The organism is Paenibacillus sp. UMB4589-SE434 (genome assembly GCF_030226685.1).
In the GTDB taxonomy this organism is placed as follows: Bacteria; Bacillota; Bacilli; order Paenibacillales; family Paenibacillaceae; genus Paenibacillus_B.
On record NZ_JASOYK010000001.1, the window covers coordinates 2,282,173 to 2,303,386 of the forward strand.

Consider the following 21,214-nt stretch of genomic DNA (forward strand, 5'->3'; position numbering starts at 1 on the left):
TTAGTTCGTGAATGCAAATTGTTCTAGCTATTACCCACATGGCAAGTCTTACAGCAGCTTCATCGATCGAATAAGCGGACGTCCTTGCTCCTCCTCCAATTCTACAGTTGCTTCTACTCGAAATACATCACGGAGCATCTGGGCGTTAATCACTTCACCTGGCATTCCACTCGCATAAACGGAACCTCTGTTCATCACCGTAATTCGATCCGAGTACGCCGATGCATGGTTCAGATCATGTAATACCATCACAACGGTCATTTGTTTATCTCGATTAAGCAGGACGACAAGCTCCATAATCTCAAGCTGATGACAAATGTCCAGATATGTTGTCGGTTCATCCAACAATAATACGCGAGGCTGCTGGGCTACTGCCATTGCAATCCGCGCCCGCTGTCGCTCGCCGCCTGACAACTCTTGTACGCTGCTGGTTGCTAGTGCTGACATTCCCGTAATATGGAGCGCCCATTGGATCACTTCTTTATCTTGCTCATCAAGCCGCTGCATCCATCCTTTATGCGGAAATCTGCCATATGACACTAGATCATACACACTTATGTCCGTCGGACGCTCTTGAGCTTGCGCCAGCATAGCCAGATGGCGTGAAAACGGTTTCGCAGCCCACTGCCCAATGTCTTTGCCATTCAGGTAAACAACTCCGCTCTCGCTTTGCAATTGGCGAGAAAGCACTTTCAACAGTGTACTCTTCCCACAACCGTTAGGTCCAAGAATGCTATGCACAAGACCCTCTTCGAATTGAACATTAACCCGATCAATAACGGTATGATTACGATATTTTACAACCAGCTGCTCTCCACGAATCACTCCTGCATCCCTCTTTTCCTGAGCAGATAAAGAAAGAATGGGGCGCCGATTGCCCCCATCATGATTCCAACAGGCAATTCAACAGGAGCAAACAGAATACGGCCAAGTGTATCAAATATCGTTAGCACAGCTATCGCGAGCAACACGGTTGCGGGCAGCAGCACCCGGTAATCATTGCCGATCAACATTCTAGCTGCATGTGGAACAATCATACCAACAAACCCGAGCAGTCCCACTACACTAACTGCACTAGCAGCGAGCAGTGCCGCAATTGCTGTGATCAGCAGTCTCATCTTCTCCACTTGCAAGCCTAAGCCTCTTGCATCCGAATCACCAAGCATCATAATGTTCATGCGCTGCGCTGACAAGAGCGCGACAAGGGTTCCGACAATCGTATAAGGAAGAAGCAGATACAGGTGCGGCCAGCTTTTAGCAGAAAGTCCGCCTACCAAAAACAGTAAAGCTCCATCTACTCGATCACTGTAAAACGTCAGTAAGCCAGATATACCTGAACTGAAGAAGGCTGACACTGCTACTCCTGCCAAAATAATGCGGCCAGGTCGTACTCCGTTCTGCCAGGCAAGCGCGTAAATAAGCATTGCCGCCCCTAATGCTCCGACAAAAGCAATCGGCGTCATCAGATACGCATACGATGGAAATATAACCAGTGTAGCGATGCCAAACAATCCAGCTCCCGAAGATACGCCGATAATATGGGGGTCCGCAAGAGGATTGCGCATAACACCTTGCAGCAGTGCGCCTGCGAGCGCAAGACTAATTCCTACGATTCCGGCAATTAAAGTGCGAGGCAGCCTGACATTCCAAATAATGTCCTTTATCATTCCTTGTTCATTACCTGTAAATACTCGGTAAATGGCTGTTGGACTTATGTTTACCGCTCCACTCACAAGACTAAATAAAATCCCTGCCGCTGCAAGCAGTATTAAAGCAGCAAAAACGACGATACGCCAGGTTGCTGATCTGCGGATATCCATACGCTGCTTAGTTCCCATATATTTCGGGATAGATCAGAATAGCCAAACGCATTAAGGTTTGATCAATCTTTAATCCAGGTGAATTTACAAAGTCAGCCGGCAAAATAAACAGTTTGTTCTCTTTTACCGCTCGTAATGAAGCCCACGCCGGATTATTTCCCAAATCTTCTTTGAGCTTTGCCTTGCCATATTCCTCTGTGCCATACGCAATCACAAACAAGTAATCAGGATCAGCTTCAATCAGCTTTTCGATACTGTACGGGACTGCGCTTGGCATCGCTCCCGCTTGCATGCCGGCAGCTACGTTAGTTAATTTCAGTTGATTGGCGATGTCTAGCGCGATACTGCCACTTTTCTGGAGAGAGACCCCCATAGACATAATCGTAATTAACGCAAATTTCGGAGATTGATTCGGCAGTTTATTTGTAATAGCTTGAATACGCTGCTTCGTGTCTTGTAGTGCAAGTTCGGTTTCTTGCTGTTTCTCCAGCATATGTCCAAGAAGCTTCGCGGTCTGTAAAATGTCTTCGTAGCTGTCCATCTTGATTAAGGCTAGCGGGGTGTTGGTTGTGGTTAGTGCCTCTTTTAAACTGGTGTGGAAAATAGGATGCCCAATAACCAGATCTGGTTCTAAGCTCGTTATTTTTTCGATGCTGACTTGATTAATGGGTCCAACGTCTGTCGATGACTGAGCCTGTTCCGGTACCGAAGTACCTGGGGCAGTAGTATGCCCAACCGTTTTACCTCCAAGCTGATAAAATAATTCCAGTACCTCTGTATTCAAAATAACGATGCGGGCAGGTTTATGAGGCAGGGAAACTTGCTGACCTGTTGAATCATGAAATGACATAAATAAGTCCTTGTCTGTTGTCGAAACGGGGTTGTCAGCAGATAGATTGCCAGTTGATAATGGGGACTCCTTCGTTGTTGCTGAATGAGCACTGCATCCGATCATGGATAGCATAACTATGATTCCAATCAACATGATTAGCCTCTTCTTTATCATGTTCATTCCTGCCTTTCTATTTTTCTACTCTTCGAACCCCCACTCTATATTTTCAGCGCTGCACCAAAGAGAACAGCTTCATCGGATTGCATTTTCAGCAACACCACCTAACTACTGTGTTCATTATTGGTCAAACGGTCCTTCCTCAATTTTATAACTCAATGTCATACTCCATGTGGTGTGCAGTATCCCGAGCAACTTCTCTGCCAAGCAGCCGAGAAACCATATGCAGTGCCATATGAATGCCTGCTGATATACCAGCAGAAGTGACAATCCGATCCATATCGACATATTTGACGTGTTCAACTACATTCACCTCTGGGTAGTCAGTTCGCAGCCTTTCAATGCTGGCCCAATGTGTCGTAGCTTGCAAACCATTTAACAAGCCAGCCTGGGCTAATAGCAATGCGCCTGTACATACAGATGTCAACCATTGTACAGACTCATATTGGTTACGAATCCATTCCACCAGTAGCGGATTATCAAGCTCAAGTCGAACCCCCTTCCCCCCTGGAATCACTAATAGATCATACCGTGGGGCCGTATCCAGACTGTAATCAGGCGTCACCTTTAATCCATTACGCGCGGTAATGCACTCACCAGTCTGCGAAATAGTCGTAACCTTAAACGGTTCGTGATGATCTGGCTGCCAGCGGTTCAATGCCGTTACGGCAAATACCTCAAATGGCCCAGCAAAATCAAGTACCTCTACATCATCAAACAATAATATGCCAACTTTCCATGTCTGCATCATATACCCTCCTCCAGTATAAATAGCTTACAAGTTCATTATACGAACTGGTATAAAGAGGTTAAATGACTAAAAGGAGCTATTTTTTTATGCACGACACTTATTACAAATTTGTTGTGCGTTCCCAATCAGATGGACATAAAGCAAAAAGGCCCACACAATGTGTGGACACTAAAATCTACGTATCTTAACTTCGATTCACCTATCCACCTAGCATTACCCTATCATCTACAAACTTCTCTCCACGCAGCCGCTCAAACTCCCGCAACAATTTTTCTACCGTCAGCTGCTTTTTTTGCTCCGCTCCTATATCTAATATAATTCTACCCTTATCCATCATGATCAACCGATTGCCGAGTCTTATCGCCTGCTCCATGTTGTGTGTCACCATTAACGTGGTCAATGACGTCTCTCTTACGATCTTATCGGTCAGTCTTGTAATCATTTCCGCCCGAGCGGGGTCCAAGGCAGCGGTATGCTCGTCCAGCAGCAGCAGGCTCGGCTGCGTAAATGTTGCCATCAGCAGGCTAAGTGCCTGTCTTTCGCCTCCAGACAGTAGGCCAACCTTCGCCGTCAGGCGATGTTCCAACCCAAGGCCTAGTATTTCCAGTTGTTCGCTAAACCAACTTTTTCGTTGGCGGCTCACACCGGCTCTTAGCCCCCTACGTCGTCCCCGCGCATATGCCAGCGCCAAATTCTCCTCAATGGTCATCGAGGGTGCTGTACCTGCCAGTGGATCTTGGAATACCCGGCCAATCCAACGGCTGCGCGCATGCTCTTGCTTAGAGCTCACGTCCTGTCCTTCAATATGGACACAACCGATATCCGGCAGCATCACACCTGATATCACGTTCATCAGTGTCGATTTACCTGCTCCATTACTACCGATTACCGTCACAAAGTCGCCCTGCTTCAAGTGAAGGTTAATGTGAACAAGCGCCAACTTCTCATCTGCTGTTCCTGGATTAAACAATTTACATACCTGCTGAATATCAAGCATTATACATCACCTCCAGACTGTATTAATTCTACAGCCCGTCTGCGGCTGTCAGCGCGCTGTCTCACTGCCCTTCGAATCATGGGCAGCGTAAGCGCAATAATGACGATAACGGCTGTCAACAGTTTTAAATCTGTGGAATTAAGCTCCATCTGGAGAGCAACTGCCACTATCAGGCGATACAATATCGCACCCAGCAATACAGCAAATGTCGCACGTACAATCGTTCGATGGCCAAAAACCGCCTCGCCAATAATAACCGATGCCAGACCAATAACGATCATACCGACACCCAACTGGATATCTGCGAACCCCTGATATTGGGCAATCAGCGCACCTGCCAGCGCCACCATTGCATTGGACAGGCCTACCCCAATAATAATCGTCGAATCCGTCCGAACGCCTAAGCTTCTGATCATGCGGGCATTATCACCAGTAGCTCGAAGCGCAAGTCCAATTTCTGTCTTCAAGAATAAATCCAGAAGCAGCTTAATAACTATAGCTGCAACACCCATGACAAGAACAAACTCATACTTAAATCCTTCTGATAGTGGCGACAATAGCGTCTCTGTATTTACTAATGTTATATTTGACCTGCCCATAATCCTCAAATTAATGGAGTGTAACGCAATCATCATTAATATACCGGACAACAACGCATTCACTTTACCTTTCGTATGGATTAGACCCGTCAATATCCCTGCTAGACCTCCCCCGATACAAGCCAGCATTGTAGCCACAAAGGGGTTCATGCCCGAAGAGATACTTAAAGCCGCAATACCCGCACCTGTCGTAAAGCTGCCATCCACAGTCAAATCAGGAAAATCCAAAATTCGAAATGTCAAATATACACCAAATGCCATAATCGCATACAACAGACCAATTTCGACAGACTTCAGCATGGCTTCCCAAAATCCTGCGTGAAACATGTTGCTTTACCTCCTCTACAGCTGTCTTATTCGAATAAGTTCTCTTGTTTCACTTCCGCTTTCATCGCAGCGGTTACATCAAAGCCTTGAGATGCAGCAGCCTTCAAATTAAGCGCCAAGTCTAGCGTTTCAGGATATTTCACTGCCAAATCTGCTGGTTTCTTGCCTTCTTTCAAAATTTCAATAGCCATCTTGCCTGTTGAATAGCCCAGGTCAAAATATTCAAAACCGTAACTGGCAACACCACCGTTCTTCACGGAATCCTTATCTGCTACAAAAGTCGGAATCTTAATGTCCGATGCCACACTTATAACCGTAGCTAACGCACTTACAACTGTATTGTCTGATGGCACATAAATCGCTTGTACTTTACCTGCCAGAGATTCAGTTGCCTGTTTGACCTCAGAACTATTCGCAACCGGGGCTTTTACAACCTCTACTCCGAGCTTGCTGAGTGCATCCACGGCTTGCTTCACATTGATATGCGTGTTTTGTTCTCCTTCATTCGCAATGATTCCTACCGCTTTTATGTCTTTCACATTACTTGCTATAAATTCCATTAACTTAGAAATTGCATCAGGGTGCAGATCAGCTGTACCTGTAACATTCGCACCTGGTTTCTCGATACTTTGAACCAGACCTGCTCCTATCGGATCTGTTACTGCCGTAAACAGAATAGGCTTATTTTTAATGTTCTGGGCTGCGGCTTGAGCTGTGGGCGTAGCAATAGCCAAGACCAAATCCTTCTTGTCGCTTGCAAATTTCTGCGTGATTGTCGCTGCGTTGCTTAGATCTCCTTGCGCGTTCTGAAAGTCAATTTCAAGCGTCTCACCCTCTACATAACCAGCATCCTTAAGCGCTTGCACAAACCCTCTGCGTGCTTCATCAAGGGAAAGATGCTCTACAATTTGAGTAATTCCAATCTTAATCTTCTTGCTGCTCATTCCCTCTGTATTGCCCGTGCTTACAGGACCAGAATCCGTTCCCTTTGCACCGCATGCGCTTACAACTATCAAAGCAGCTAATAAAAAGATAAGTACAACTTGACGACTGAATTTCATACATCCAAATCCCCTTTCTCAGTTTAAAAACAAATATACTAACTTATGTTTTGAAACCTCTGTGGAATCATCGTGCTGTTTCATCTCTGCCAGTTGCTGAAAGCACATTTAAATGAACATTAAATTAACGCAATAACTTTTTAATGCATAAAAGCAATATATCAGCAGTGTGTTATAGCGATAATGCACTACCTCAGTTAAGTACGTCAATAATAACTGTTGATATTTTTGTTATAATATGGGAGTTTGTGTGTAAAATAAATTGTCGACAACTCTTTACTTTGTTACTCTATCGCATTAAACTGTTGCTATAGTAAAAAACCGAGCATGGGTCGGATAAACACAACACTATGCTCGGCAGTATAATCAACAATATGAATTAGTCACATATTACTTATTAGATTGCGATTTATCGCGGTAATCACGTCTGCGAGCGACACCAGCTTCAAACGCGGCATCCACTACGGCGTCTCTGACACGTGGGACAACCTTATCGTTAAATACCGATGGAATAATGTACACTTCGCTCAGTTCATCATCAGATACGACTTCTGCGATTGCTTTGGCTGCAGCAAGTTTCATACTTTCGGTCACATGGGAAGCACGGCAATCCAACAGGCCACGGAACAAGCCAGGGAAGCACAACACATTGTTAATCTGATTCGGATAATCCGAGCGTCCTGTCGCAATAATACGCGCAATGCCCTCTATCTCATCCGGATCAATTTCTGGTGTTGGGTTAGCCATTGCAAATACGATAGCATCATGTGCCATTGATTCAACGTCTGCTTTCTTAAGCACACCTGGGCCAGATACACCGATAAAGATATCGGCACCGCGGATAACTTCCGATAACGAGCCCGTTTCTTCATTCGGGTTCGTCTTGGCAGCATAAGTGTTCCAAGACTCATTCTCGTATGTGGTCGAACGTACCAGTGCCCCTTGGCGATCGACACCAATGACGTTTGCTGCACCTGCTGACTGCAGCATTTCTGTACATGCCATACCAGCGGCACCAATTCCACAGAGTACGATCTTGCAGTCTTCCAGCTTTTTCTCCACGATCCGCAGAGCGTTAAGGATACCGGCCAACAGTACAACAGACGTACCGTGCTGATCATCATGGAAGACAGGGATGTCGAGCTTTTCCGTTAATCTACGCTCAATGTCGAAGCAGCGTGGAGCAGATATATCCTCTAAGTTAATACCCCCGAATCCTGGCGCAATAGCAAGAATCGTCTGCACAATCTCATCCGGATCCTGCGTGTCGAGACAGATCGGGAACGCATCAACGCCTGCAAACTGCTTGAACAGCATCGCTTTGCCTTCCATAACAGGCATTGCCGCTCGTGGTCCAATATTGCCAAGTCCCAGTACGGCCGTGCCATCCGAAATAACAGCAACAGTATCACGCTTGATCGTCAACGTAAAGGCACGATTAGGGTCCTCATGAATCGCCATACATACACGTGCCACACCTGGCGTATACACACGTGACAAATCGTCACGGTTCCGAATCGGAACTTTAGGCTGCATCTCGATCTTGCCGCCCAAATGAAGCAAGAAAGTCTGGTCTGAGATATTTACAATACGTACACCTTCCAGCGGCTTCAGACGCTGAACGATTCGGTCTCCGACACTCCCATCGTACACATTTACCGTAATGTCCCTTACGGTTGTTGTGGCTGCGCTTCGAATGACGTCGATTGCGACGATATCTCCGCCGCCCTCGCCAATTGCCGCTGCCACCTGGGCAAAGGTACACTTGCTCTTGTCAATTTCCATTCGGATAATAATGTTAGTGCTTGAGCCTAACGATTTGGCCATTGGTGCTACACTCCTTTAAGCGGTTGTTTAGATGTCCGTACTGTTTTGCGTGTGTAACTTAGCGTGTTCCTGCTGCCGCCCTATGCAAGCCACATCTTACGCAGTCTAAGTTCTTCGGACTCGTAAACATCGTTATAAGCGTTCCATGATACCCGCGAGCAGCACTGCTCGTCTTTGCATTTCTTCCACACGAACATGTTCGTGTACAGCATGGGCACCGTCTCCTCGTGCGCCAAGCCCGTCCAGTGTTGGCGTGCCGCAAGCCGCTATGAAATTGCCGTCGCTGACTCCACCTGTGCCTGTCTCTTCAAGATGCAAGTCAAGCTCCTCATGCGCCACAAGCTGAGCCAAGTGATATAAGCTTCCGATAGCATCGGTTCTCTCCATCGGCGGACGATTCATATACCCTTTCATATGCAGGCGAATTTCGGGATGGAACGGTGTTACCTCTTTCATCTTCGTCATCATCCGTCCAAAATCCTCCATTGTTCGCACACGAATATCAATTTCCACTTCCATTAGTTCAGGAACAACGTTAACTCCAATACCACCACTAATATTCCAACGATCACATACAGACCACATTCATCATCCGATCACCCATTCAGTCTTACAATCTGATGTGCAATTTCCTCAATTGCGGATATACCCGCTTTCAGGAACGCAAGAAACCCAGCCTCTAAGTAAAACTGCTTAGGGACTGGGTTTCATATGAATCAAGCACATATTCGTTGGTTTAAAAGTTATTCACGCCTATAAGTCCAGTACAACGTAATTCTGATCCTTTGTCCTTAAAGATGGCTTAATTTCATCTGTGGACTCAAGGTCACTAAACTTCAATAACTCGTCTATTCTCGGGTCACTGTCGCATAGTTCATGTATTCGCCCTTCTCGTACCCTACTTTTGCGCCAAGCAGAAGCGCGATATCGCGCAGCGGCACGTACACGGTGGAATCCTTCATGACAGGCGCGGCATCCAGCTTCTTAGCCACATTGCTGCCATCAACCGTCACTTGCTTGCTGTTTAGCTTTATTATAATCACTTTCCCTGTGAGGTCCTCTACGATGCGAGCCTGCGACGCTTTGTTGTCCCACTTAACATCCGCATCCAAATGTTCAGCCACATAACGAAGCGGAACCATAGTAACCCCATTCTTAACGAAAGGAGCAGGGCCATCAATCAACCAATCGTCATACTTGCCTTGCGAAATCGGAAGGGTAACATACTTCCGTGAAATACCTGCGTCCTTCAACAACTGATGAACCGCAGAATCCGGACTAAAATGGCGCAACCATTGACCTGGCGTCAACGACTGTTCCAGTACGTTTACAGCATTTGTCGCATTGATTTTGTCGATTGTTATCGGCTGATTGTGGTTTTTGACTTCTGTAGATGCTTTAAACGTAATTCCTGAGAGAGGAACATCTTCAGATTTAGGCAGTGCCACGTTTAATTCGATATTGGTCTTGTTCAGGTTTAATGCTGCATCAGCATAAAGATCCAACTTCAGCTTCGTCTTATTGCCAAGGACGACCGCCATGTCAGCATCTTCTTTAACCACTTGAGTCCAAGCCTTATCCAGCTCATCAAGCGACTTCTCTCCATTTTCCTTCAACCATTTAAATGCTATGAGTGCAAATACTTCCCCATCTTTTACCATGTTCGTTGATTTATCGCTTACGCCGTATGCTTCCATCGACTGTCCAACCAACGGCCCATATAATTTGCCTACTTCAGTTAACCAAGCTTTGGTTCCTTGCTCATCTGCCAGTATTGACTTCAAGAAACTGCGCACCCAGCCAATCGTTTCGTCAGCTCCAAATTCCATATGTATTTGGCTCAAGGATTGGGATTGGCCAAAAATTTGCTCCGTAACTGGAGTAACCGTTGTTACTTTAGGGTTAGGGGCATGCTTAGTGAAGAATTTTACCATCGATTTGCGGAACTGCTTTAGTTGTTCCACATCCAATTGCGGAATGTCCAGTTCTTCCATTTCTTTTGTTGTTGCCGGGATAACAAGCGGCGTCTTGCCACCTTCTACATGGACCACTACCTGCTTGTCATCTACCGCAAGTTGAAACAGCACACTCTTGCCTGCAATCTTGATCGTACCGCTTGATGATACACGATCAGGCGATTCCATCTTCGTTGACAGATCGAGCTGAAGCCCGTTAATAATGTTAATGAACTGGCTTTCCTCCGTCGTTAGCTCGGCATCCTTACTTACGTCAAGCTTAATGCTTACCGTTTCCTTCGTCTCCGCCGACTTCAAATCAGAAGTTCTGTTTACGACTTCCCCAATATCTACACCGCCTACTGCCTGACAACCCGTAAGCACGATAAGTAATGCCGCCAGCATAGCAGCTAGGCTTGTTCGTATACGCATGTACTCATTCCTCCCTTTCAAATAGGTAAAACCATTAAAAAGATCATGATTCCACTCTATTATGTATTCATTTAGTGGGGTTGTAAAGAACCGATTACGGGCACGGGAAAGGCTTGTTCTCACGAGACAGTTAAGTTTAGAACAGAGAAATAGACTTCCAAATCGGAAGTCTATGCTCTCAGCTGCCTGGATCAGGCTTTATTGTTGTTTACTTGCCAAAAATGACTCTTTATCTAACGCTGCCGTGAGGCGCCAGCACTCCCGATGCGATGCGGTCTGTCCAGGCCCCAGCATGGACAAAGGGCCAAGTGTCTCCAGTTCCAGCATATGCTCATTGGTATAACATTCGAATGAACAGCTGCCATCTGGATATTCGGCATCTGATTGATGCTCATGGCTAATCTCAAATGCAGTTCCATTATTAAGATAAGCAGCCCATCCGGGTTCATTTCCCGTTCCCAGTTTAAATGCCCGATCCGCATCAGGGGACTGACGAATCGTAATATGATTTTCTCCCCAAACTACTCGGTCATCATTCATTCGCGAATATGGCCATAATACAACAGCCCGGTTGGGCAGCAGGCCGGTTTCTCGTTTTGTCTGCGGAATAATAGCGGTTCCACCCTGCGCCATGACATTAATCGACCAGGGCGCTACCTGTATCGGATAAGCCCCCTCATTTGTAATGCGATGGGTAAGGACAACCTGATCCTCTGTAAATACAATCTCAATCTGCTTCTTAATGAGCGACCATTGCTCAACTGGAGACGTCAGCACAACCCCCTGCCCTGTGGGGCTCCAGTCAATAGGCTGGTCGTCTGGAGAGTACGTGCGCGGATACGCTTCAGGGCTAACCCAGAGACGGTGTCCACCTCGGAGCAGCCAACCGTCGCTGCCCATTTTACGGAACGCCTCGCCTTGCTGAGCAACAACCCCCTCTGCATCGTGGAACAATACATTTTCGCCTCCACGCAGGCTAAAATGCATAATCCGAATACCATAGTCCAACGGAATAATCATCGTGTAGCGTTCATTGTCCAGTCGAAGACTACGGCCGAATCGTGGGTCCTCCACCCTATTTGTCATGATAAGCGTCATCTAATCGCCTCTTTTCCCGACCTGTCTACACTCTACACTGCCTCTGCTACCGGCATTCAAAGCGAACTGCCTTGCCTTGATCAGTGTATATGTGAATCAATCACGCCCTGCCAAGATGGTTGATAAATCGCTCAAACGCGGCTTGCCCCTCTGCATTTCGTTTGAACACACCAGCTTGCCCTAAAATTTCGACAAATGTATGGCCAATCTCCTGCTTGATCAAACGCTGTGCATTCTCCAAACTGTTATCGATACCGTAACGTTCTATCAAGCTTTCAATCCATGCACGGTGTACGGCCAGCGGATCATGAGCTTGCATGTTTGCCTTGTGCTGTTCCCACGATTGCTGACCCGTCAGGAACGTGGCAATCAGCATACTGGACTGCTGCAGCCGCGCTGGCAAAATCGCAAGTCCCATCACCTCGATTAATCCGACGTTTTCTTGCTTGATGTGATGCATCTCACGGTGCGGATGGAATATGCCTTCTGGATGTTCGCTGCTCGTGCGATTGTTGCGAAGCACCATATCCACTTCATATGCAGTCCCACGGCGTCTGACGATCGGAGTGACTGTATTATGAGGAATGCGGCTGTCCCCCTCATCCGAAAACGCGATTATGCCAACTTCGGGATCGGTGTATACTTGCCAAGCTTTAAATATCGCGTATACAACTTCAATCAGCCTTTCCCGATCTTGACCAGAAACACGCAGCACCGACATCGGCCAACGCACAATACTGACCTGAATATCCTCATCCTGCGGATAAACAAATGTCCGATCAGCTGTAGCTCTTTCAATAGGAAACGTATGTTGCCCAGCTTGAAAGTGATCATGACTTAGGATCGAGCCGCCGACAATCGGCAAATCCGCATTGGTACCGATAAAATAGTGCGGAAACTGCTCTGTAAATTCCAGTAATCTATGGAAAGTGGATTTCGTCAGCTTCATCGGCACGTGATCGTGCCGAAGCACGATACTGTGCTCGTTGTAATATACATAAGGTGAGTATTGGAAATGCCACGCTTCTTCATGCAGCGTTAACGGGATGACCCGCAAGTTCTGGCGGGCCGGGTGATTGGCACGACCTGCATATCCAACATTATCCACACAGAGCAAACACTGCGGATAATGAGAGGCTGCTGTCTGCCTCGCCTCAGCAATCTCCTGCGGACTTTTCTCAGGCTTCGAGACATTAATCGTCATTTCGATTATGCCGTATTTGCTCTCATACAGCCAATGATCGTTGTGTTGCACACGATCCATTCGAATGTAATTGCTGTCTACGCTTAACTGATAGAACTCACGCGTAGCCTGCATGATGCCGTTCTCTTGTTCCGTTCTTCTGAAAGCTGCCACTGTCTCAGAAGGTCGGGGCATTAGTACTCCCATAATACGTGCATCGAGCAGGTCACGCTGTGTCGTTGTATGATCAGGAATCAAACCGATCACTTGACCATAATCCAGCAGCAGGTTCAAGATGTAATGAGGCGTATCCGCCGCTTCGACATCTGACGAATATGTCGCTTCGTAACCAGCCCACGGCTCTGCCAATTGAAACATATCCAGCAATATGTTGCGTACATACGGACAATCCATTTCACCAATTAATCGTTTGGATAGGGCATATCGGATTAACTCCTCGATGCCCCATTGCGCCTGCTCTGTTTGTGTCAATCTATTCGCCTCAATCGTCACCCGATCTAATTGCATAGCTCCCATAAAAGCAACCTCCCACGTTCCCCTAATTGGCGTTCCAACCCTTCCGCAATTACGATTCCACGTAACCATTCGGACGTGTGGTGTGCCAACGCCATGCACTGTCAACGATCTGCTCCAGCTTGTCACGGCTAGGCGACCATCCCAGCACTCGACGCGCCTTATCTGCCGAAGCGATCAGAATCGCCGGGTCGCCTGCGCGACGCTCACGAATCGCTGTTGGAATCGATCTGCCTGTCACTTGCTCCGCGGTACGTATCACCTCAAGCACTGAGAATCCCTGTCCATTGCCGAGGTTAAAAATATCGCTCTTGCCGCCGTCTCTCAAATAATGAAGCGCAAGCACATGCGCATCAGCCAAGTCGCTCACATGGATATAATCGCGAACACAAGTGCCATCGGCTGTCGGATAATCACTGCCGAACACGGTGATCTCCTCCCGCTGGCCAAGTGCTGTCTGCAGCACAATCGGGACCAAGTGGGATTCTGGCCGGTGATCTTCACCAATTTGGCCGCTCTCGTGAGCTCCAGCCGCATTAAAATAGCGTAATGAAACATATTGGATGCCGTGCGCCTGATCGAACCAGCGCATCATACGCTCCATCGTCAGCTTTGTTTCACCATATACACTTGTCGGCTCTGTACGATCTGTCTCCACAATTGGGACACGCTCTGGCTCACCGTAGGTAGCCGCAGTGGAGGAAAATACAATTCGCTTAACTCCATGATCCTTCATGGCATCGAGTAGTACGCCAGTCCCGCTAACATTATTGTCATAATATTTGCCCGGCTTGATCATGCTCTCCCCTACAAGGGAATATGCCGCAAAATGAATCACCGCATCAATCTTATGCTTTGCAAATACATCTTGTAGAAACGCCTTATCGCGTATATCTCCGATTTCAAGGGTACCCGCTGTGACAGCTTCACGGTGACCTGTCTCCAAATTATCCACAATAACAACTTCTTCTCCACGAGCAATCAGTTCTGCAACGGTATGGGAACCAATGTATCCCGCTCCACCTGTAACTAATACTGCCATTTACATTACCTCCTGAGATATAAAAGAGTTTCTATCAAATAGATACATCTGTAGCAATAAATGCTGGCCATTCTAACTCTATCACGCCATCCCCTACGTCACACACGTAAAAATCAGGCTTAAGACCGGTATGTCTTTCATAGTTCGCACCAACTGTATTAACAAAGTCTTCTACGGCTGCTTGCGCCACCAGTGATACCGTACAGCCTCCAAATCCGGCTCCTGTCATCCGTGAACCAATCGTGCCATTGACCGCGCGGGCTTCTTGAACCATTACGTCCAATTCCTCGCAACTGACTTCGTAGAGATCGCGTAACGACTCGTGGGATGCATTCATTAATTGTCCAAACGCAAGCAGGTCTCCCTCCCGCAGTGCCTTCATCGATTGTTTCACACGCTCATTTTCAAATACGACATGTTCTGCACGTTGACACACAACACGATCTGTCAATACATGCTTGGCTTGTTGGAATTGTTCACTGGTCAAATGCGCCAAATAGGTCAGATCCGGATACACCTGCTTCAGCTTCTCTACAGCTTCATCACATTGTGTACGACGCTCATTGTATTTGGAATCTACTAATCCACGACGCTTGTTCGTATTACCTATAATAAGCTTATATCCTTGGATTTGGAAAGGTACATGTTCATACTGCAGTGAATCACAATCAAGTAATATCGCATGATCCTGCTTCCCGTGCGAAACGGCGAACTGGTCCATGATACCGCTGTTCACCCCAACAAATTGGTTCTCTGCTCGCTGTGACAGCCGCGCAAGCGCTGTGCGATCAATCGGATAGCCTTCCAATGTCAAAAGGGCGTAACCAATCACTACCTCCAATGAGGCCGACGAGGACAATCCCGCTCCATTTGGTATGTTGCCGGCTACCAAGAGGTCATACCCCTGCGTAATCGGATGGCCCACCTTGTTCATCTCATGGACCACACCAAGAGGATAATCCGTCCACATGTCTGACTTAACGGTTGGTAGTTCATCGATCGAAAAGCTCGCTGATTCTTCAAACTGGACACTGGCAAGCCGGAGCATACGATCAGCGTTCGATCTGATAAGCAGATAAGTACCAATCTGAAGGGCTGCCGGCAGTACGTACCCGCCGTTGTAATCAAGATGTTCACCAATCAGATTGACACGTCCAGGAGCATGGAACAATCGTACTTCCCCCTGATTGATACCATAATGCTGTTCAAATAAATGCAGTAATCTTTTCGTATCCATATCTGGCCAACCTCCTAAGATCATAAGCAGAAAGTATACTGTTTGTTACCATTAATCATACTTCGAACTTTCCTGTCTTGTAATAGCTGGATGTGAACTTCATATGGATAAATGTGATATAGTAACTAGAAATGGCGCATTAATTACGATCTACAAGTTGCACAAAGACCGCATCTATTATAGTTGGTGTGCTCCTGATCGCTTTGTTCATCCCTTTAAGCACGATGACATAATAGACCCTATAGACACAACTCGCATGTCTACTTCGCATACTCTGCACACTTTTTGAAGGGGGACTGGTAATGAGCACAACATCAGACGGACTAAATACTATTCCTTTGGATGAGAGCTTGAACGCGTCACTTGATGAAGACAGAGGTAGATCCACAGTTCTTGATACCTATGAAGTAGCCACAAATCCGACGGCATCGGAGCAGGACAGCCTTCACGTGCTGTTCGCCGGCGAAAGCCAGACAAAGCCCGGGCATAAGCTGGGGCCTAAGTTCTACGATTATTATTTGCTGCATCACGTTATAGAGGGCTGTGGTGAATTCTCAACAGAGTCACGGACCTATAGGCTGGGACCGGGAGATGCGTTTCTGATCACGCCCAATCAATTGGTCAGCTACATGTCCGATGCTGATAATCCATGGCGTTATCAGTGGATCGCCGTCAAGGGCAATCAAGCGGAAGCTCTCTTTCGGCAAGGCGGACTGACGACGGAACAGCCTGTCGTGCACTGCCCTGGCACTCAGGCTGCAGCTTGGATGCAGCCCATACGTGCTGCGTTTCAAGCTAGAGAGCATACATGCAACCTGACCGCTGCTGGGTGCATGCATCTTATGATCGCAGCCTATGCAAGCCAACAACAGCGCGTAGATGAGTCAGTCCCTCTCAAGCCGGAAAACGAAGCTCAGCAGATCGTACGACAGATGATACGCATGATGTCTACCCAATACGCTCATCCGTTCACAATGGAACAAATGGCTTCAAGCCTAGGATACAACAGAGCTTATTTGTCCAGATTATTTAAACAGGCTGCTGGAATGTCACCCGTGACGTTTCTTTTAAAGTTAAGGATTGACAAGGGCAGACTACTGCTTCGTGAACGTCCCGAGCTTACGATTGAGCAGATTGCAGCTTCTGTAGGCATACCAGACGCCTTATATTTCTCCAAACAATTTCGCAGGTTCTATCAGCAAGCTCCATCACAATACCGCAAGCAAGCTTTGTTTCATAAGCAGGATCGTTCAAATGAATTGCCCTCTAATAGATAAAACAAGTTCAGGCGGCAGTTGGGAAGATGACTAGTGCACACTAGTAAGAAACAACCAGACAGCTTCATTTTAGTGGTTCTCTAGTGTGCCTTTTGCTTTCCTCAATCAGCAATCTACCTGCATCCACTTTGTTCAATTTTTTGAGATCGTATTGTTTACCGGTCCGACTCTCCAACTGCCGAAGCGCAGCCAACTGTGTTTGTGTCGCGGGCTGCTTCCGAATTAACCTTTCCATGTTGCCTGCTGTAATTTGGAGTGCTAATTCACGATTGTCCAACATGTCGATGAGGATGTAAATCGCTTCAATGGCTTTTTTTTCGCTGACAAGTCCATAGCCTGAATCCGTACTTAACAGAAATCGCTCCGGAAATTCCTTCATCAGCGGTACAAAGTCCTCCAATTTATATGTGCTGCTCGGATCAAATACCGTATACCCTGCGTAGAAATCCGCATACACATTCGAGTGCTTTTTCATTAGCGCCCTTATCTTGCTGGGAGAATTATAGGCATTTATATGCGCAAAAATAAATATCGTTTCTGGATTTTGCTTCACAGCATCTTCTAGCTTCAGCATAGGCATACCTTCAGGTGGATCAATGTGCATTAGAATTGGAACCTTATACTGCGCACACAAGGCGTAAATATCGGGTAGTACACCATCCATCGGATGTTTCGTTTTCCAGATAGATCCACCTAACACCTCCGAATATGTAGAGGCTATCGCTAACTCTCCTATACCAAAGTAACCTTGCTCCAAATTATGTTTGACAGTTTTCAAACCCGAACGAGCTAACAGATTGATGCCAGATGAAAAAGGAATAAACCGATCTGGATATTGTTCATACGCTTCCCACGCGTATTTATCGGTCTGCACAGCGCTAGGCTTGGACACATCACCAAATATGACAACCTTATCAACGCCATAAGGATCCCACATCATTTCCAAGTTCCACTTATAAGCTTGGTTTGCAGCACTATGATTATGAGCATCAATTAGGGGCATGTTCTTATAAAGCTTTGTCCATTCCACTAACGTCCTAGAGGCTTTCTGCATCACTGGCTTGCTTTTATGGCTTTCGGCAGCAGTTGCTGTGGTTGATGTCCGCATGGGCTGCGTGGTGCGCATAGGCTGCATGAGCTGCATGGGCCGCGTGGTACGCATAGGCTGCGTGAGCTGCGTGGTACGCATGGGCTGCATGAGCTGCGTGGTACGCATGGGCTGCATGAGCTGCATGGGCTGCACATGCTGTTCTGTGGAAACAGTCGTCCGGTACAGGATACAAGCCATTGTTACAATACCTAATGAAATTGTAAGAACAGTGCTCACACATAAGCTGCGCTTTTTTATAAGATTCACCTTCTATTAATGTCATGTTCATTTACTCATTATAATGGTATCGACCAACCTTGCCGCTGCTAAACCTTGTAGTTGAACAGCTTAGTTCCTTCTCCAGTTCAGCCTCTCCTGAATTCGACCAATGAACAAAATGTATTTATCCTTCTAATTTCTTCGCCAACTGCTTACCTGATGCAAATCGGATTGTATCACGCAAAAAAGGGGCTGAACGCTGACTTGAAAGCGCCCTGCCCCATATCCTCTTATAGTTCCATCTGTCTGAGTGCAGCGGCCATTGGAGCATATACCTGCTCGTACCTGGCTGCATACAGCATATGACGCGCTGCGTCAGGGTCAATCCGCGCAACTCCTCGTTGCTCGATCAAGCCCTGAAGCTCTGTCGCGCTGCCAATATGCCCCGTGCCGATTAACGCGGCATAAGCCGCCCCTAAAAGGGTCGCTTCATCAACTGGAGGAACAATGAGTGTAGCGTTCCCTACGTCAGCCTTCATTTGCAGCCAAGTTCGGATACGCGTTCCACCCCCAACAGCACGAATTTCCCGAATCGTCTCGCCCGATACCTGTTCTGCACTTCTGCGAATCATTTCTAGCTGATACGCCGTGCCCTCGCATACGGCCCGTACCAGTTCTGCCTTACCGCTAGCATAGGACAATCCAATAAAAGCAGCACGTGTCTTAGAGTTCGGATAAGGCGCTCCACTGCCTGAAAGATAAGGGAAAAACAAGGCTTGACCAGGTCCATCAGGCACGTCAGCCATCAGAGCTTTCATTTGATCATATGTCAGTGCATCGTCCGCCAACTGCTTGCGAATCCACTCCAGAGCCCCACCAGAAGCCGCATTCCCTCCCATCCAAAACTGATAACCGGGTACGACATGAAAACCGTAGGATAACCCAGTATCAAATTCCGCTTGCCCCAGATGACGGGGCTTCATTAAGCCCACCAAAGTCTCAGCCGTTCCCATGGAAGCAAATACGTCGCCTGGATGCACCGCGCCTACTGCCAAAGATGCGCACACATGATCGTGGCCGCCAATCGCCACTGTCGTTCCTTCCCCTAGCCCAAGCACGTTTGCCAGCTCAGTCGTAACTGTGCCAAGCGGGCTGCCACTTGGCAGCACTTGAGGGAACAGGCCCTCTGGTAGACCAAACTCTTTCAGCCATTCCATATCCCAGCATTCATGACGGATATCATAGGCAAAAGTACGTGTTGCCAATGTTGGATCACATGCCATTACACCACTGAGTCGATAAGCGATAAAGCCAGACATCGTCAGCCATACCGCGTCGGTGAACATGCTTGCGTCTTGATCATGCAGCCACATCAGTTTAGGTAGGCCATGCTTAAATGATAAATGCAACCCTGAACGCTGGAATAATGCAAGTGGGGCATCTGACTGCCGGATTCGTTCCGCTTGTGGTGTCGAGCATGTCTCGAACCATGGCAGACAAGGTGATTGAACTTTTCCAGTTGACCGATTGACAAGTAATCCGCTCTCCGCCATACTGGCGATGCCGATCGCCGCCACCTGGGAAACACCCGTCTGTGCAAGTACTTCCTTTATCATCGCTGCGACGTCATTCCACAATTGCTCCGGATCATAGACAGAATATCCTTGCCCAGTCTCGATGACAGTCGTTGGACGGCTAGAGATTGCCAGTACACGTCCTTCCTCATCAAATAATCCTACTTTGCGATTGCTTGTTCCTAAGTCTATTCCCATCATGTGCACCACTTGCCAACTCCTCCGTTTCATAAATCCACTTGAAATTAAGTATTGGTTACACTATTCATTAATTTGATAAAGAAATAATCCTTCCATAAGAACTGTTGTCGGTTCACTATGGCCTGAAATTACCCCTTAAGATTTGCTCATGTAAGCATATGCATCTTCAAGCAGTTGTCCCATCGGATCGCGAAATATAGCGACTGCCTCATGATCCATAGCTGTAGGAGTTCGATTCATAAGTACGATCCCTGCACGTCTCCCCATCTGCGCAAAGCTTGCAGCCGGTTGGACCGACAACGACGTTCCTCCGATTATCAGCAGGTCCGCTTGCTGTACATGATGGATAGCACGTTCAACGACAGCATCATTTAACGTTTCCCCATAGAGAACAACATCCGGCTTTAAGACGCCGCCGCAATCCGGGCAATTCGGTATAACTGAGGCGGAATCCAATACGACAGATAGATCAAAACGTCTATGGCAGCTTAAGCAGTCGTTCCGGTGGACGGAACCGTGCAGTTCGAGCACTTCAGTGCTGCCAGCAGCCTGATGCAGACCATCGATATTTTGCGTTATAATCGCCTTTAGCTTGCCAGCTTGTTCTAGCCGAGCCAGTGTACGATGTGCTCCGTTAGGCTTGGCATGCGGATGGAGCAGCTTTACGCGATAGAATGTATAGAACATCTGGAGGTCCCGCTCAAAAAATGGACGGCTCACCATCACTTCCGGAGGATGAGGAAAGTCTGATTTCTCTTCAAATACGCCTCCTGCAGAACGAAAATCCGGTATACCGCTCTCCGTAGAAGTTCCAGCTCCCCCGAAAAAAACGATCCGCTTGCTTCCACTTATCAAGTCAGCCAACTTGCGGACCTGCGCTTCGTAAGTTCGCGCTTGGTTGGAAGAATGATCCTGTTGGGTCACATCATGACCTCCTTATGACAAATATACTCCTCTAAGTATACATGGGATTATTATATT

General features: G+C 47.2%; 18 protein-coding genes. 1 reads left to right on the forward strand and 17 read right to left on the reverse strand.

Annotated features, from left to right (window positions below; all coding sequences use genetic code 11):
• Nucleotides 1–48 precede the first annotated feature (48 nt).
• The 14 genes from QP775_RS09585 to QP775_RS09650 all read right to left on the reverse strand — a co-directional run bounded on the left by QP775_RS09585 (nt 49) and on the right by QP775_RS09650 (nt 15,872).
• Nucleotides 49–825, reverse strand: a complete 777-nt coding sequence (locus QP775_RS09585; RefSeq protein ID WP_285105451.1) for an ABC transporter ATP-binding protein — start codon at nt 823–825, stop codon at nt 49–51.
• Nucleotides 822–1,838 carry a FecCD family ABC transporter permease gene (locus QP775_RS09590; protein ID WP_285105453.1) on the reverse strand — a complete coding sequence of 339 codons (1,017 nt, stop codon included), beginning with the start codon at nt 1,836–1,838 and terminating at the stop codon, nt 822–824. Before QP775_RS09590 ends, QP775_RS09585 begins: the two co-directional genes overlap by 4 nt.
• Nucleotides 1,828–2,805 carry an ABC transporter substrate-binding protein gene (locus tag QP775_RS09595; protein WP_285105455.1) on the reverse strand — a complete coding sequence of 326 codons (978 nt, stop codon included), beginning with the start codon at nt 2,803–2,805 and terminating at the stop codon, nt 1,828–1,830. Before QP775_RS09595 ends, QP775_RS09590 begins: the two co-directional genes overlap by 11 nt.
• Before the next feature lie 172 nt (nt 2,806–2,977).
• Entirely contained in the window at nt 2,978–3,580 is a 603-nt protein-coding gene (locus tag QP775_RS09600) for a DJ-1/PfpI family protein (protein WP_239332872.1), read from the reverse strand.
• Between the two features lie 199 nt (nt 3,581–3,779).
• Nucleotides 3,780–4,577 (reverse strand): ABC transporter ATP-binding protein, encoded by a 798-nt coding sequence (locus tag QP775_RS09605; protein WP_285105458.1) that lies wholly within the window; start codon nt 4,575–4,577, stop codon nt 3,780–3,782.
• Entirely contained in the window at nt 4,577–5,503 is a 927-nt protein-coding gene (locus tag QP775_RS09610) for an ABC transporter permease (RefSeq protein ID WP_285105460.1), read from the reverse strand. Before QP775_RS09610 ends, QP775_RS09605 begins: the two co-directional genes overlap by 1 nt.
• A gap of 26 nt (nt 5,504–5,529) precedes the next feature.
• Nucleotides 5,530–6,564 carry an ABC transporter substrate-binding protein gene (locus tag QP775_RS09615; RefSeq protein ID WP_285105462.1) on the reverse strand — a complete coding sequence of 345 codons (1,035 nt, stop codon included), beginning with the start codon at nt 6,562–6,564 and terminating at the stop codon, nt 5,530–5,532.
• Nucleotides 6,565–6,954: 390 nt separating this feature from the next.
• Nucleotides 6,955–8,391 (reverse strand): NAD-dependent malic enzyme, encoded by a 1,437-nt coding sequence (locus QP775_RS09620; RefSeq protein ID WP_239332880.1) that lies wholly within the window; start codon nt 8,389–8,391, stop codon nt 6,955–6,957.
• 132 nt (nt 8,392–8,523) lie between these two features.
• Nucleotides 8,524–8,976, reverse strand: coding sequence for a M20/M25/M40 family metallo-hydrolase (locus tag QP775_RS09625; RefSeq protein WP_285105465.1), 453 nt, complete (start codon nt 8,974–8,976; stop codon nt 8,524–8,526).
• A gap of 263 nt (nt 8,977–9,239) precedes the next feature.
• A complete protein-coding gene (locus QP775_RS09630) occupies nt 9,240–10,778 on the reverse strand; it encodes a copper amine oxidase N-terminal domain-containing protein (RefSeq protein WP_285105467.1) in 1,539 nt (512 codons plus the stop codon).
• A gap of 198 nt (nt 10,779–10,976) precedes the next feature.
• Nucleotides 10,977–11,876: a hypothetical protein gene (locus QP775_RS09635; protein ID WP_285105468.1), complete on the reverse strand. Its 900-nt coding sequence runs from the start codon at nt 11,874–11,876 to the stop codon at nt 10,977–10,979.
• Nucleotides 11,877–11,976: 100 nt separating this feature from the next.
• Nucleotides 11,977–13,596 carry a UDP-glucose--hexose-1-phosphate uridylyltransferase gene (locus tag QP775_RS09640; protein WP_285105470.1) on the reverse strand — a complete coding sequence of 540 codons (1,620 nt, stop codon included), beginning with the start codon at nt 13,594–13,596 and terminating at the stop codon, nt 11,977–11,979.
• Nucleotides 13,597–13,645: 49 nt separating this feature from the next.
• Nucleotides 13,646–14,635, reverse strand: coding sequence for a UDP-glucose 4-epimerase GalE (galE, locus tag QP775_RS09645; RefSeq protein ID WP_285105472.1), 990 nt, complete (start codon nt 14,633–14,635; stop codon nt 13,646–13,648).
• A 34-nt stretch (nt 14,636–14,669) separates the two neighbouring features.
• A complete protein-coding gene (locus QP775_RS09650; protein ID WP_285105474.1) occupies nt 14,670–15,872 on the reverse strand; it encodes a galactokinase in 1,203 nt (400 codons plus the stop codon).
• Nucleotides 15,873–16,174: 302 nt separating this feature from the next.
• Here QP775_RS09650 and QP775_RS09655 point away from each other — a divergent pair, with 302 nt between their 5' ends.
• Nucleotides 16,175–17,149, forward strand: a complete 975-nt coding sequence (locus QP775_RS09655; protein WP_239332894.1) for an AraC family transcriptional regulator — start codon at nt 16,175–16,177, stop codon at nt 17,147–17,149.
• Between the two features lie 64 nt (nt 17,150–17,213).
• On the opposite strand, the gene QP775_RS09660 is transcribed toward QP775_RS09655, so the two are convergent.
• From QP775_RS09660 to QP775_RS09670, 3 genes are all read right to left on the reverse strand, one after another.
• A complete protein-coding gene (locus QP775_RS09660; protein ID WP_285105477.1) occupies nt 17,214–18,476 on the reverse strand; it encodes an amidohydrolase family protein in 1,263 nt (420 codons plus the stop codon).
• Between the two features lie 272 nt (nt 18,477–18,748).
• Nucleotides 18,749–20,263 carry an FGGY-family carbohydrate kinase gene (locus QP775_RS09665; RefSeq protein WP_285105480.1) on the reverse strand — a complete coding sequence of 505 codons (1,515 nt, stop codon included), beginning with the start codon at nt 20,261–20,263 and terminating at the stop codon, nt 18,749–18,751.
• Nucleotides 20,264–20,368: 105 nt separating this feature from the next.
• Complete coding sequence (locus QP775_RS09670; protein ID WP_285105482.1) at nt 20,369–21,157, reverse strand: NAD-dependent protein deacylase; 789 nt, start codon at nt 21,155–21,157, stop codon at nt 20,369–20,371.
• Nucleotides 21,158–21,214: the final 57 nt, after the last annotated feature.